Source organism: Paraburkholderia sp. Ac-20336 (assembly GCF_017105025.1).
Classification (GTDB): Bacteria; Pseudomonadota; Gammaproteobacteria; order Burkholderiales; family Burkholderiaceae; genus Paraburkholderia.
The window spans coordinates 22,901-35,625 of record NZ_JAAGPS010000077.1 but is presented as its reverse complement, the minus strand read 5'-3'; the positions used below and the strand labels follow the sequence as shown (position 1 = coordinate 35,625).

The following is a 12,725-nucleotide window of genomic DNA, read 5'->3' as shown; positions in this document are numbered from 1 at the left end:
CGCCCGTGCCGCCGCCACGGCCTCGCACGCCGGCGGCGTCGGCACGGCGGCCAGTCTGACGCGGCTGAGGCGCGCGAGCCTCGGCCGGGATGCGGTGGTTGCGCATGGGGTCGACGCCGTGCAGACGCCGACAAGCGCATGGTAGCCGCCAGCCGCTTTTCGCATACTTTTGCATGCGGATCGTCGCGCTTCGTCCGCTATACCCGACGCCATAGCAACGGCAATGCAACGCGACGACAAACCCGCGGCATCGCAGCGCACCGGCCGTCCGCGTGCAAGCAAAGCCCCGGTGCCCGACTTACAATCGTTTGATCTTTCGCTAATTCTGTCCGACCACCGCACCTCGACGTGCGAGGCATCACGAGAATGACCATGGATATCGACCAGTACATGACCGACCTCGGCCAGCGCGCGCGCCAGGCATCACGCGCGATGGCGCGAGCTTCGACCGCCGCGAAGAACGCCGCGCTCGCGGCCATCGCCGAGGCCATCGAACGCGATGCCGCGCTGCTCAAGCAGGCGAATGCGCGCGACCTCGAACGGGCGCGCGACAAGGGGCACGATGCGGCGTTCATCGACCGTCTGACGCTGTCGGACAAGGCGCTGAAGACGATGGTCGAGGGTCTGCGCCAGGTCGCGGCGCTGGCCGACCCGATCGGCGAGATCAGCAATCTCAAGTACCGGCCGAGCGGCATCCAGGTCGGCCAGATGCGCGTGCCGCTCGGCGTGATCGGCATCATCTACGAATCGCGCCCGAACGTGACGATCGATGCGGCGGCGCTATGCCTGAAGTCCGGCAACGCGACGATTTTGCGCGGCGGCTCGGAAGCGCTCGAATGCAATACCGCGCTCGCGAAGCTGATCGGCGAGGGGCTCCAAGCAGCCGGCTTGCCGCAGGACGCGGTGCAGGTGGTCGCGACCTCGGACCGCGCGGCGGTCGGCAAGCTCATCACGATGACCGGCTATGTCGACGTGATCGTGCCGCGTGGCGGCAAGAGCCTGATCGAGCGGCTCATCAACGAAGCGCGCGTGCCGATGATCAAGCACCTCGACGGCATCTGCCACGTCTACGTCGACGACCGCGCCGATCTCGCCAAGGCGCTCAACGTCTGCGATAACGCGAAGACGCACCGCTACGGCACCTGCAACACGATGGAAACGCTGCTGGTCGCGCGCGGCATCGCCGCCGAAGTGCTGCCGCCGCTTGGGCAGTTGTATCGCGACAAGGACGTGGAACTGCGCGTCGACGCGGCGGCGCGCGCGGTGCTGGCCGATGCGGGCGTCGGTCCGCTCGTCGAGGCGACCGAGGAAGACTGGCGCACCGAATACCTCGCGCCGGTGCTCGCGATCAAGATCGTCGACAACCTCGACGCGGCGATCGAGCACATCAACACCTATAGCTCGCAGCACACCGACGCGATCGTCACCGAAGACCACGACCGCGCGATGCGCTTCCTGCGCGAAGTCGATTCGGCGAGCGTGATGGTCAACGCATCGACGCGTTTCGCGGACGGCTTCGAGTTCGGCCTTGGCGCCGAGATCGGCATTTCGAACGACAAGCTGCATGCGCGCGGCCCGGTCGGGCTCGACGGGCTGACCTCGCTGAAGTACGTGGTGCTCGGTCACGGCGAGGGCCGTCAGTAAGACCGAGGCCGCACGAATCGACGCGCCGCGAACAACGCCCCTAACGACACTAACGACCCTACGACCGACCACAAGGACTATAAGGACCCGCCGATGCTCTGGGTAAAGACGTTTCACATCGTATTGATTGCTTCCTGGTTTGCCGGCCTGTTCTATCTGCCGCGCATCTTCGTCAATCTGGCGATGGAAACCGAACCCGCGGCAACGGCGCGTCTTCTGTTGATGGCGCGCAAGCTGTTCCGCTTCATGACCTTCATCGCGGTGCCGGCGCTCGCGTGCGGGCTGTGGTTGTGGCTCGTGATCGGCATCGGCAGCGGGCAGGGCTGGATTCACGCGAAGGTCGGCGTGGTCGTGCTGCTCGTCGTCTACCACGCGTATTGCGGCGTGCTGCTGCGCCGGTTCGAGCGCGGCGAGAACCGCCGCTCGGACAAGTGGTATCGGATGTTCAACGAACTGCCGGTACTCGGCATGCTCGCGGCGGTTGCGCTGGTGGTGATCAAGCCGTTCTGAGCGGTCGACGGCGCCTCGGCCGTCGCGCGGGAAAGCGGCAGGGAAAACAGCAGGAAAAGCGCGAGAAAAAGCGGGAAAAGACAAAAGGGCGGTGTGCCGGTTGAACGGCACACCGCCCTTCGTTTTATTGGCGGCCGAGCACTTTGCCGCCGCGCATCACCCCTGCGAATCCACCCGCCGCCGATGAATTACCTCTTTCGTCTGCGCGAGCTTTTCCACGAGTTCCGGCCCACGGCTCAACGCGACGCCGACCGCGAGAATGTCGCCGATCGCGAGATGCGACACGCGCGAGGTCATCGGCGAAAAGATGTCGGTGTCTTCGTCGACGTTCGCAAACAGGCCCACCGTCGCGAGCCGCGCGAGCGGCGAGTTGCCGTGCGTGATCGCGACCACCTTCGCGCCCGCGTTGAGCGCGGCCTTCGCGGCGTCGATGATGTCGCGCGTGCGGCCCGTGTTCGAGATCGCGACCACGACGTCGCCCTCGCCCAGCAGCGCCGAGGACATCAGAAACGTATGCGGGTCCGAATACGCGACGCTCGGCATGCCGAGCCGGAAGAACTTGTGCTGCACGTCGAGCGCGGCGATGCCCGAGCCGCCCGCGCCGTAGAACTCGATGCGCCGCGCGTGCGCGAGCAGGTCGATCGCCGCCGCGACGCTGTCCGACGAGAGGTTGTTGCGCACCTGGATCAGCGCGCCGATGGTCCGGTCGAGCACCTTCGCGGCGACGCCGGGCGTCGGTTCGTCGGGCCGCACGTCGCGATACACGGCAGGCACTTCGGCCGCGATGCCTTGCGCAAGCCGGATCTTGAATTCGCGAAACCCCGAAAAGCCGAGCGCATGACAGAACCGCGCGATGGTCGGCTGGCTCACGCCCGCGCGCGCGGCCACTTCGGTCATCGACAGATCGAGCACCTCGCGCGGCGCCTCGATCACGTAATCGGCCAGCTTGCGCTCGGACGGGCGCAACTGGTCGCGCATCTCTTCCACCTGAGACAGCATCATCGGACAACTCGCACTATGCTGAAGAATCCGTGGACTATAGCCGATTGGCCGATGGCGCACAAAAGGCAAGTACAAAAACTACATATTGGCGTCTAAGTGTATTCCCTGGGTTTGAATCGAAAAGCACCGATAGGCCGCCAGTAGGGCGATGCGCCGTGTTTTGCGATGTGGCGATGCAACAGCGCTCTCCGTTGCGATCGTGTAGTTTTTCTACTAAGATGGCGTCGTTCGAGAGCAGCACACACGACTTGCCGATCCCTACCCCGCGATACCGCCCGCCGCCAGCGACGAAGGAGCTCAGATGGTTTCCCTGCATTCGCAATTGTTGAAGGTCACGCAGCGCGTGATCGAGCGCAGCAAGCCCACCCGCGAGGCGTATCTGGCCCGCATCCATCATGCGCAGGGCAAGTTCCCGGCGCGCGGCGCGCTCTCGTGTGCGAACCTCGCGCACGGTTTCGCGGGGCTCGAAGGCAACGACAAGCTCGTCATCAAGCAGATCCGTGAGCCGAACCTCGGCATCGTTTCGTCGTACAACGAGATGCTGTCGGCCCACGCGCCGTACAAAAACTACCCGGACATCATCAAGCAGGCCGCGCGCGAAAACGGCGGTGTCGCGCAATTCGCGGGCGGCGTGCCGGCGATGTGCGACGGCATCACGCAGGGCAACGCGGGCATGGAGCTGTCGCTCTTTTCGCGCGAAGTGATCGCGATGAGCACGGCCGTCGCGCTCACGCACAACATGTTCGATGCGGCGCTGTGCCTCGGCATCTGCGACAAGATCGTGCCGGGCCTTCTGATCGGCGCGCTGCAATTCGGCCATCTGCCGACGATCTTCGTGCCGGCCGGCCCGATGGCGAGCGGCCTCTCCAACGACGACAAAGCGAAGACGCGCCAGCTGTATGCGACCGGCCAGTGCGGCCGCGAGGCGTTGCTCGAAGCCGAAGCGGCCGCGTATCACAGCCACGGCACCTGCACGTTCTACGGCACCGCGAACAGCAACCAGATGCTGATGGAAGTAATGGGCCTGCATCTGCCGGGCTCGGCCTTCGTGCATCCGCACACGCCGCTGCGCGACGCGCTGACCGCGCAGGCCGCGCGCCGCGTGCTCGATCTGACGGTCGAGCGCGGCCACTACATGCCGATCGGCCACGTGGTCGACGAGAAGGCGATCGTCAACGGCATCGTCGCGCTGCTGGCGACGGGCGGCTCGACCAATCACACGCTGCACCTCGTCGCGATTGCGCGCGCGGCCGGCATCGTGATCGACTGGGACGACTTCGACGCGCTCTCGCAAGCGGTGCCGCTGCTCGCGAAAATCTATCCGAACGGCAAGGCCGACGTGAACCACTTCCACGCGGCCGGCGGCGTCGCGTTCCTCGTGCGCAATCTGCTCGAAGGCGGTCTGCTGCATGAAGACGTCAACACCGTGGTGGGCAAGGGGCTCAAGCGCTACACCGAGGAGCCGAAGCTGATCGACGGCAAGCTGCAGTGGGTCGCGGGCGCCGAGGCGAGCGCCGATACGGCCGTGCTGCGCGGCATCGCGGAACCGTTCCAGGCGGACGGCGGCCTGCGTCTGATGCAGGGCGAGCTGGGCCGCGGCGTCATCAAGATTTCGGCGGTCGCGGCGCAGCATCGCAAGGTGAAGGCGCCGGCGATCGTGTTCGATTCGCAGGAAGCAGTGCAGGCGGCTTTCGACAACGGCGAGTTGAAGCGCGATTTCATCGCCGTGGTGCGCTTCCAGGGCGCGCGGGCAAACGGCATGCCGGAACTGCACCGTTTGACGCCGCTGCTCGGTGTGTTGCAGGATCAGGGTTTCCATGTCGCGCTGGTGACCGACGGCCGCATGTCGGGTGCGTCGGGCAAGGTGCCGGCGGTGATCCACCTGTCGCCGGAAGCGTTGCTGCAAGGCCCGATCGGCAAGGTTCGCACGGGCGATATGCTGGTGATCGACGCCGAAGCCGGCGTGCTCGACATCGAGATCGACGCGGCCGAATGGGCCGCGCGCGAGTGCGCCGAGCCGAAGCATCAGGCGGACAACGAGGTCGGCTTCGGCCGCGAGCTGTTCGGCGTGTTCCGCTCGGCGGCGGCGCCGGCGGAGCAGGGCGCATCGGTGTTCGGCGCGATGGTCGGCGAGCCCGGCGCTCACCCGGATCACGCGCACGGCCACCAGCACAGTCATCAGCACCACGACAAACACACGAACGCCGCGTAAGCCAGCGCGGCGCGACAGAAACAAGGAGTCTGACAATGACGGCGAAAACAGTAAGCGATATCGTGCGCCTCGGCCCGGTGATTCCGGTGCTCGCGTTCGACTCGGTCGAGCAGGGCGAACACGTGTCGCGCGCATTGCATGCGGGCGGCGTGAAGGTGCTCGAAATCACGTTGCGCACCGCAGCAGGGCTCGAAGCGATCAAGCGCGCGAGCCAGCTGGCCGAGGACATCGTGGTCGGCGTCGGCACGATCACGAAGCCCGAGCATTGCGCGCAGGCGAAGAAGGCGGGCGCGCAGTTCGGCGTGTCGCCGGGTCTGACGAAGGACATGCACCAGGCCGCGCAGGATGCCGGCCTGCCGCTGCTGCCGGGCGTCATGACGCCGTCGGACATCATTGCCGCGCTGGAGCTCGGCTACGAGATCGTCAAGTTCTTCCCCGCGCAGCAGGCGGGCGGCGTGCCGATGCTGCAGGCATTCCACGGCCCGTTCCCGACGCTGAAGTTCTGCCCGACCGGCGGCATTACGCCCGAGACTGCGCCGCATTTCCTGTCGCTGCCGAACGTGGTTTGCGTCGGCGGTTCGTGGCTCACGCCGAAGGCCGCGCTCGCCGCGCAGAACTGGGACGAGGTCACGCGTCTCGCGCGTGCCGCGAGCCAGTTGGCCGCGCCGGCGCGCTAAGCTCGGCGACAACGCATCGGCTGCCGGAGTGGCTGCCTGAAGCGGGCCCGATACCAGGAGTCTTGTCGATACAGCCGCACCAGGCTGTCGCGCCGAGGCTCTTTTTTTACATGACGGGCTGCCCGGATTTACGCGCGCGCTCGGGAAACAAACAGTAAAATTCAGCGTCCGCGCGGCCAGCCGGGTTTTCAGGCATCGCGCAGGTTGCCGTGAGACGACGTGCTGGCCGTGTTCCGCACTCAGAATCAATAACGAAAGGAGAAGCTTCATGGAAGCTGTCCACGGCAGCATGCTGCTGGTCTACGCGGTGATCGCCATCGCCTTGCTGATCTTGATGATCACGCGCTTCAAGGTCTATCCGTTTCTTGTCCTGATCATCGTCTCGCTGCTGCTCGGCCTCGTGTCCGGCATGCCGATGCAGACCATCGTCAAATCGTTCGAAACCGGTAACGGCAACACGCTCGGCCACATCGCCATCGTGGTCGGCCTCGGCACGATGCTCGGCAAGATGATGGCCGAATCGGGCGGCGCCGAGCGCATCGCGACTACGCTGATCAACTGGTTCGGCGAGAAGCACATTCACTGGGCGATGATGGTTGTCGCGATCATCGTCGGCTTGCCGGTGTTCTTCGAGGTCGGCTTCGTGCTGCTGATTCCGATCGCGTTCAACGTCGCACGGCGCACCAATAAATCGCTGCTGCTGGTCGGCCTGCCGATGGTCGCGGGCCTGTCCGTCGTGCACGGTCTGATTCCGCCGCACCCGGCCGCGCTGCTCGCCGTGCAGGCCTATCACGCCGACATCGGCAAGACGATTGCCTACGGTCTGATCGTCGGCATTCCGTGCGCGATCGTCGCCGGTCCGCTGTTCGCGCTGCTGGTGAGCCGCCATATCCAGTTGCCGAAGGAAAACGCGCTGGCCGCGCAGTTCCTCGGCAGCGCCGCGAGTGGCGGCAACGGCGCGCAAGCCGACGCACCGAAACGCGAACTGCCGGGCTTCGGCATCACGCTGGTCACGATCCTGTTGCCGGTGGTGCTGATGCTGGTCGGCAGCTGGGCCGACCTGTTCTTCGCGGCGAATACGCTGCCGAACGATCTGCTGCGCTTCTTCGGCAACACCGACGTTGCGCTGCTGACGGCCGTGCTGGTCAGCTTCTGGACCTTCGGCGCGAGCCGCGGCTTTACGCGCGACCAGATTCAGAAGTTCTGCGGCGAGTGTCTCGCGCCGATCGCGGGCATTACGCTGATCGTCGGTGCGGGCGGCGGTTTTGGCCGCGTGCTGATGGATAGCGGCATTTCGAAGGAAATCGTCAACGTGGCGACCGCGGTGCATCTGTCGCCGCTGCTGTTCGGCTGGCTTGTCGCGGCGCTGATCCGTCTCGCGACCGGTTCGGCCACCGTCGCGATGACGACCGCTTGCGGCATCGTCGCGCCGATCGCGTTGGCCGGCGGCATGCAGGTGAAGCCGGAACTGCTGGTGCTCGCGACCGGCTCGGGCTCGCTGATCTTCTCGCACGTGAACGATGGCGGCTTCTGGCTGATCAAGGAATATTTCGGCATGACGGTGGGGCAGACCTTCAAGACGTGGTCGCTCCTCGAAACCATCATCTCGGTGATGGGGCTGGGCCTGACCTTCGCGCTGGCGGCGGTCCTGTAAGGAGCTTCAAATGATTCTGATCGCAATGGGCGTGTCGGGCGCCGGCAAGTCGAAGATCGGCGAAATGCTCGCGGAGCGTCTGCATTGCACGTTCACCGACGGCGATGCGTTTCACAGCGCCGCCAACAAGGAGAAAATGCACCACGGCACCCCGCTCACCGACGAAGACCGCTGGCCGTGGCTGAAGACGATTCGCGCCGCGATCGAGGAAAAGCAGCAGGCGGGCGAGACGGCGGTGTTCACGTGCTCGTCGCTGAAGCGCTCGTATCGCGACGTGCTGCGCGCCGGCGACAAGGACGTCTGCTTCGTCTACCTCAAGGGCTCGCGCGAGGTGCTCGCGGAGCGTCTGGGGCATCGCACCGGGCACTTCTTCGATCCGTCGCTGCTGCAAAGCCAGCTCGATACGCTCGAAGAGCCCGGCGCCGATGAAGCGATCACGGTCAGCATCGATCTGACGCCGGAGCAGATCGTCGACGAAGTGCTCAGGCAGGTCGACGAGCGCTGAGCCGTTGACTTTGGGGTGTGTTTCGGCGCTGCATGCCGGACGCTGAAATACCGGACGCCCATATGCCGGCTACCAGACGCCGGCTACCGAGCGCTGGCTACCAAGCGCCGGACGAAAAAAAGCCGCTCATCCGAGCGGCTTTTTTTACGCCTCGCCGCGACACCGCCGCGAGGCACGACCTGCATAAGCAAGCAGACCAGAATCAGCCGATCCGCTTCGCCAGTTCGACGGCCTTGCCGATGTACGAGCCCGGCGTCATCGAGAGCAGACGGTCCTTCGCGTCCTGCGGAATCGCGAGGCCGCTGACGAACGCCTGCAGCGCTTCGCGCGTAATGCCCTTGCCGCGCGTGAGTTCCTTCAGCTGTTCGTACGGATTCTCGATGCCGTAGCGGCGCATCACGGTCTGCACCGGCTCGGCCAGCACTTCCCAGCAGTTGTCGAGGTCTTCGTTCAGACGCTGCGCGTTCACTTCGAGCTTGTCGAGGCCGCGGATCAGCGAGTCGTAGGCGAGCAGCGAATAGCCGAACGCGACGCCGATGTTGCGCAGCACCGTCGAGTCGGTCAAGTCGCGCTGCCAGCGCGACACCGGCAGCTTGTCGGCGAGATGGCGCAGCGTTGCGTTGGCGAGGCCGAGGTTGCCTTCGGAGTTTTCGAAGTCGATCGGATTGACCTTGTGCGGCATCGTCGACGAGCCGATTTCGCCGGCTTTCGTGCGCTGCTTGAAGTAGCCGACCGAGATGTAGCCCCACACGTCGCGGTCGAGGTCGAGCAGGATCGTGTTGGCGCGCGAGATCGCGTCGAACAGTTCGGCCATGTAGTCGTGCGGCTCGATCTGGATCGTGTACGGGTTGAACGTGAGCTTCAGGCGGTTTTCGACGACGTCCTTCGAGAACGCTTCCCAGTCGAATTCCGGATACGCGGACAGGTGCGCGTTGAAGTTGCCGACCGCGCCGTTCATCTTGCCGAGCAGTTCGACTTTCGCGATGCGCTCGATCGCGCGTGCGAGACGCGCCGCGACGTTGGCGATTTCCTTGCCGAGCGTGGTCGGGCTGGCCGGCTGGCCGTGCGTGCGCGAGAGCATCGGCTGGGCGGCGTGCGCATGCGCGAGCGCGATGAGGCGCTCGTGCACCGAGCGCAGCGCCGGCAGGATTACGTGTTCGCGCGCGCCGGCGAGCATCAGGCCGTGCGAGGTGTTGTTGATATCTTCCGACGTGCAGGCGAAGTGGATGAACTCGCTCGCGCGCTCCAGTTCTTCCTGACCCTTGACCGATTCCTTGAGCCAGTACTCGACGGCCTTCACGTCGTGGTTCGTGACGCGCTCGATTTCCTTGATGCGCGCGGCGTCGTGCGCGGTGAAGCGCTCGGCCAGTTGCAGCAGGAACTGCTCGGACGCGTCGGAGAAGCGCGGCACTTCGGCGAAGCCGGCGCGCGACAGCGCGATCAGCCAGTGGATTTCGACCGTCACGCGATTGCGCATGAAGGCGGCTTCCGAGAGCCAGTCGCGCAGGGCTTCGGTTTTCGACGCGTAGCGGCCGTCAAGAGGGGAGAGCGCGTTCAGCGCGAACAGGGTGTCGGGGCGGGTGTCGGACATGATGAGGAGCTAAGCGCTCAGCGAGCGGATCGGAAACGGCGGGAACCGCGCATTTTACCACTGTGAGGCGCGGTGCCCGAGCTTCGCGGCCTGGCCGTGCCGGGCGGGCCACCGAGCTTCGGCGCGAGCCCTCGATGCGGCAGGCGCGGGCGAACTGCATGCGCCGGCCCATCGCAGGGCCGGCGGTTTGCGTTGCGGCACCGTGCCTCGCGCATGTGGCGCGCCGCTAGAATGCAGACTTCTTCTCTTACGCCGGCGGCGCAATCGCATGGAACTGAAATGGCTCGAAGATTTCATTTCGCTCGCGGAAACGCGTAGCTTCAGCCGCTCGGCCGAATTGCGCCACGTCACGCAGCCGGCCTTCTCGCGCCGCATCCAGGCGCTCGAAGCGTGGCTCGGCACGGAGCTGATCGACCGCTCGGTTTATCCGACGCGGCTTACGGCGGCCGGCCAGGTGTTCAACGAGCAGGCGCTCGCGATGCTCTCGCAGTTCCACGAAGCGCGCGCGCTGTTGCGCGGCCACACGGCGACGCCGCAGGCGACGATCGAATTCGCGGTGCCGCACACGCTTTCGCTCACGTACTTCCCGCGCTGGCTGCAGCGCATCGAGGCGCAGATGGGCCCGATCCACACGCGGCTGCGTGCGCTCAACGTGCACGACGCGGCGCTTTCGCTCGTCGAGGGCGGCTGCGATCTGATGATGGGCTACCACCACCCGAGCCATCCGGTCGCGCTCGATCCGGGCCGCTACGACATGTTGACGCTCGGCCACGAGCCGATCAGCCCGTTCTCGGCGCCGGGCCGCGCGGGCCGCCCGCGACATACGCTGCCGGGCACGGCCGAGGCGCCCACGCCGTATCTGTCGTATACGCCCAATGCGTATCTCGGACGCATGACCGAGGTGATTCTCGCGAACGCGCCCGAGCGCCTCCATCTGGACCGACTCTACGAAACCGATATGGCCGAGGGGCTCAAGGCGATGGCGCTCGCCGCTCACGGCATTGCCTTCCTGCCGCATAGCGCGGTGGAAGACGCGGTCGCCGAGGGCAAGCTGATCCGTCTCGATCGCGCGACGCGCGGCACGCCCGAAGGGCAGCTCACGCTGAGCATGGAGATTCGCCTGTATCGCGACAAGCTCGCGGCAAAAAGCGACGATGCACGGCAGATTCTCGTGCGGCAGCTATGGGATGTCGTGACGGAAGAACTGAAGCAGGGCGCAGCCTGAAAGCGCGTCGCACCGGCTCGCCGATTGGCTTGCCGACGACGTGAATATGCGGCTTTCCGAGCGTTATGCAAAAAAAACATAATGGGATGAGGAAACGGCATTGGATTTCGATGCGGCGTTTTTTCACAATGCCGGTATTCGATCAACGCCCGGAGCGTTCATGTCATCCCAGCAACAAGCCGTACAATCCGCAGTCACGGCGCAAGCCGTTCCGTCCTACCTCAATAGCGAAGACCTCGGCCCCTGGGGCAACTACCTGCGCCAGGTCGACCGCGTCGCGCCCTACCTCGGCCCGCTGTCCCGCTGGCTCGAAACCCTGAAGCGCCCGAAGCGCATCCTGATCGTCGACGTGCCCATCGAACTCGATAACGGCACCGTCGCGCACTTCGAAGGCTATCGCGTGCAGCACAACGTGTCGCGCGGTCCGGGCAAGGGCGGCGTGCGTTATCACCAGGACGTGACGCTCTCCGAAGTGATGGCGCTGTCCGCGTGGATGTCGGTCAAGAACGCGGCGGTGAACGTGCCGTACGGCGGCGCGAAGGGCGGTATCCGCGTCGATCCGCGCACGCTGTCGCGCGGCGAACTCGAACGCGTGACGCGCCGCTACACGAGCGAGATCGGCATCATCATCGGACCGAATACCGACATCCCCGCGCCGGACGTGAATACGAACGAGCAGATCATGGCGTGGATGATGGACACTTACTCGATGAACCAGGGCCAAACGGCCACCGGCGTCGTGACCGGCAAGCCGATCACGCTCGGCGGCTCGCTCGGCCGCCGCGAGGCGACCGGCCGCGGCGTGTTCGTGGTCGGCTGCGAAGCGGCTCGCCGCATCGGCTTCGACGTCGAGGGCGCGCGCATCGCGGTGCAGGGCTTCGGCAACGTCGGCGGGATCGCCGCGCGTCTGTTCCAGGAAGCGGGCGCGAAGGTCGTCGCGGTGCAGGACCACACCGGCTCGCTGTACAAGTCCACCGGCATCGACGCGGTCGCGCTGCTCGATCACGTTGCGAAGACGGGGGGCGTGGGCGGTTTCGCCGAAGCGGACGCGATCGCGAACGAAGAGTTCTGGACCGTCGAATCGGACATCCTGATTCCGGCGGCGCTGGAAAATCAGATCACCGAAAAGAACGCCGGCAAGATCAAGACGCGCATCATCGTCGAAGGCGCGAACGGCCCGACCACGACGGCGGCCGACGACATCCTGCACGATCGCGGCATCCTCGTGATTCCGGACGTGGTCGCGAACGCAGGCGGCGTGACCGTTTCGTACTTCGAATGGGTGCAGGATTTCTCGAGCTTCTTCTGGACCGAGGGCGAGATCAACGAGCGTCTCGAACGCGTGATGCGCGAGGCCTTTGCCGCGGTGTGGCAGGTGGCGAGCGAGCAGAAGGTCTCGGTGCGGACCGCGGCGTTTATCGTCGCATGTAAGCGGATTCTGCAGGCGCGCGAAATGCGCGGCCTGTACCCCTGATCGAGCGCTTCGAGTGGCGCTCGTGCGGCCCGGCCTCGGGCCGGGTGGTGAGGGCGTCGCGCATGGGTGTCTGAAACGCGGTTCACAAGACTGCGTGTTTGACCGGCGGGCGGCATCGTATCGATGCCGCCCGTCTTTTCCTATCCACAGAAAGCAGGTTGCGCCGCCGTCGCGCAAGCGTCGCGGCGTGCGCGCAACAGCATGGTTTATAGCAATACTTTCAGAAAAATT

General features: G+C 65.5%; 10 protein-coding genes. 8 read left to right on the top strand and 2 right to left on the bottom strand.

The genetic code is table 11. From position 1 onward, the window contains the following. Positions 1-372: 372 nt before the first annotated feature. Both GXB81_RS20620 and GXB81_RS20615 read left to right on the top strand, forming a co-directional pair. A complete protein-coding gene (locus GXB81_RS20620) occupies positions 373-1,644 on the top strand; it encodes a glutamate-5-semialdehyde dehydrogenase (protein ID WP_167040505.1) in 1,272 nt (423 codons plus the stop codon). Positions 1,645-1,737: 93 nt separating this feature from the next. After that, the gene (locus tag GXB81_RS20615; protein WP_167040510.1) at positions 1,738-2,154 is read left to right on the top strand and encodes a CopD family protein; all 417 of its coding nucleotides are present in this window, start codon (positions 1,738-1,740) and stop codon (positions 2,152-2,154) included. Between the two features lie 156 nt (positions 2,155-2,310). Here GXB81_RS20615 and GXB81_RS20610 read toward each other — a convergent pair whose 3' ends face one another. Continuing rightward, complete coding sequence (locus GXB81_RS20610; RefSeq protein ID WP_205990199.1) at positions 2,311-3,156, bottom strand: MurR/RpiR family transcriptional regulator; 846 nt, start codon at positions 3,154-3,156, stop codon at positions 2,311-2,313. 301 nt (positions 3,157-3,457) lie between these two features. On the opposite strand from GXB81_RS20610, the gene edd reads away from it, so the two are divergent. From edd to GXB81_RS20590, 4 genes are all read left to right on the top strand, one after another. Further along, positions 3,458-5,368: a phosphogluconate dehydratase gene (edd, locus tag GXB81_RS20605; protein WP_205990198.1), complete on the top strand. Its 1,911-nt coding sequence runs from the start codon at positions 3,458-3,460 to the stop codon at positions 5,366-5,368. 35 nt (positions 5,369-5,403) lie between these two features. Next, positions 5,404-6,045, top strand: coding sequence for a bifunctional 4-hydroxy-2-oxoglutarate aldolase/2-dehydro-3-deoxy-phosphogluconate aldolase (gene eda / locus GXB81_RS20600; RefSeq protein WP_205990197.1), 642 nt, complete (start codon positions 5,404-5,406; stop codon positions 6,043-6,045). Between the two features lie 268 nt (positions 6,046-6,313). Continuing rightward, complete coding sequence (locus GXB81_RS20595; RefSeq protein WP_205990196.1) at positions 6,314-7,699, top strand: GntP family permease; 1,386 nt, start codon at positions 6,314-6,316, stop codon at positions 7,697-7,699. Positions 7,700-7,709: 10 nt separating this feature from the next. Continuing rightward, positions 7,710-8,204 carry a gluconokinase gene (locus GXB81_RS20590; protein WP_167285450.1) on the top strand — a complete coding sequence of 165 codons (495 nt, stop codon included), beginning with the start codon at positions 7,710-7,712 and terminating at the stop codon, positions 8,202-8,204. A gap of 202 nt (positions 8,205-8,406) precedes the next feature. On the opposite strand, the gene purB is transcribed toward GXB81_RS20590, so the two are convergent. Further along, on the bottom strand, positions 8,407-9,795 hold the full coding sequence (gene purB, locus GXB81_RS20585; RefSeq protein ID WP_167040527.1) for an adenylosuccinate lyase: 1,389 nt from the start codon (positions 9,793-9,795) through the stop codon (positions 8,407-8,409). A 268-nt stretch (positions 9,796-10,063) separates the two neighbouring features. Here purB and GXB81_RS20580 point away from each other — a divergent pair, with 268 nt between their 5' ends. Together GXB81_RS20580 and GXB81_RS20575 are read left to right on the top strand one after the other, a co-directional pair. After that, positions 10,064-11,020: a LysR family transcriptional regulator gene (locus GXB81_RS20580; RefSeq protein ID WP_167285451.1), complete on the top strand. Its 957-nt coding sequence runs from the start codon at positions 10,064-10,066 to the stop codon at positions 11,018-11,020. Positions 11,021-11,180: 160 nt separating this feature from the next. Then, complete coding sequence (locus GXB81_RS20575; protein ID WP_205990195.1) at positions 11,181-12,494, top strand: Glu/Leu/Phe/Val dehydrogenase; 1,314 nt, start codon at positions 11,181-11,183, stop codon at positions 12,492-12,494. Positions 12,495-12,725 lie beyond the last annotated feature (231 nt).

Bases quoted from the DNA above. Each gene is read 5' to 3' on its own strand.
- GXB81_RS20620 (WP_167040505.1), top strand. From the start codon at position 373: ATGGATATCGACCAGTACATGACCGACCTCGGCCAGCGCGCGCGCCAG.
- GXB81_RS20615 (WP_167040510.1), top strand. From the start codon at position 1,738: ATGCTCTGGGTAAAGACGTTTCACATCGTATTGATTGCTTCCTGGTTT.
- GXB81_RS20610 (WP_205990199.1), bottom strand. From the start codon at position 3,156: ATGATGCTGTCTCAGGTGGAAGAGATGCGCGACCAGTTGCGCCCGTCC.
- edd (WP_205990198.1), top strand. From the start codon at position 3,458: ATGGTTTCCCTGCATTCGCAATTGTTGAAGGTCACGCAGCGCGTGATC.
- eda (WP_205990197.1), top strand. From the start codon at position 5,404: ATGACGGCGAAAACAGTAAGCGATATCGTGCGCCTCGGCCCGGTGATT.
- GXB81_RS20595 (WP_205990196.1), top strand. From the start codon at position 6,314: ATGGAAGCTGTCCACGGCAGCATGCTGCTGGTCTACGCGGTGATCGCC.
- GXB81_RS20590 (WP_167285450.1), top strand. From the start codon at position 7,710: ATGATTCTGATCGCAATGGGCGTGTCGGGCGCCGGCAAGTCGAAGATC.
- purB (WP_167040527.1), bottom strand. From the start codon at position 9,795: ATGTCCGACACCCGCCCCGACACCCTGTTCGCGCTGAACGCGCTCTCC.
- GXB81_RS20580 (WP_167285451.1), top strand. From the start codon at position 10,064: ATGGAACTGAAATGGCTCGAAGATTTCATTTCGCTCGCGGAAACGCGT.
- GXB81_RS20575 (WP_205990195.1), top strand. From the start codon at position 11,181: ATGTCATCCCAGCAACAAGCCGTACAATCCGCAGTCACGGCGCAAGCC.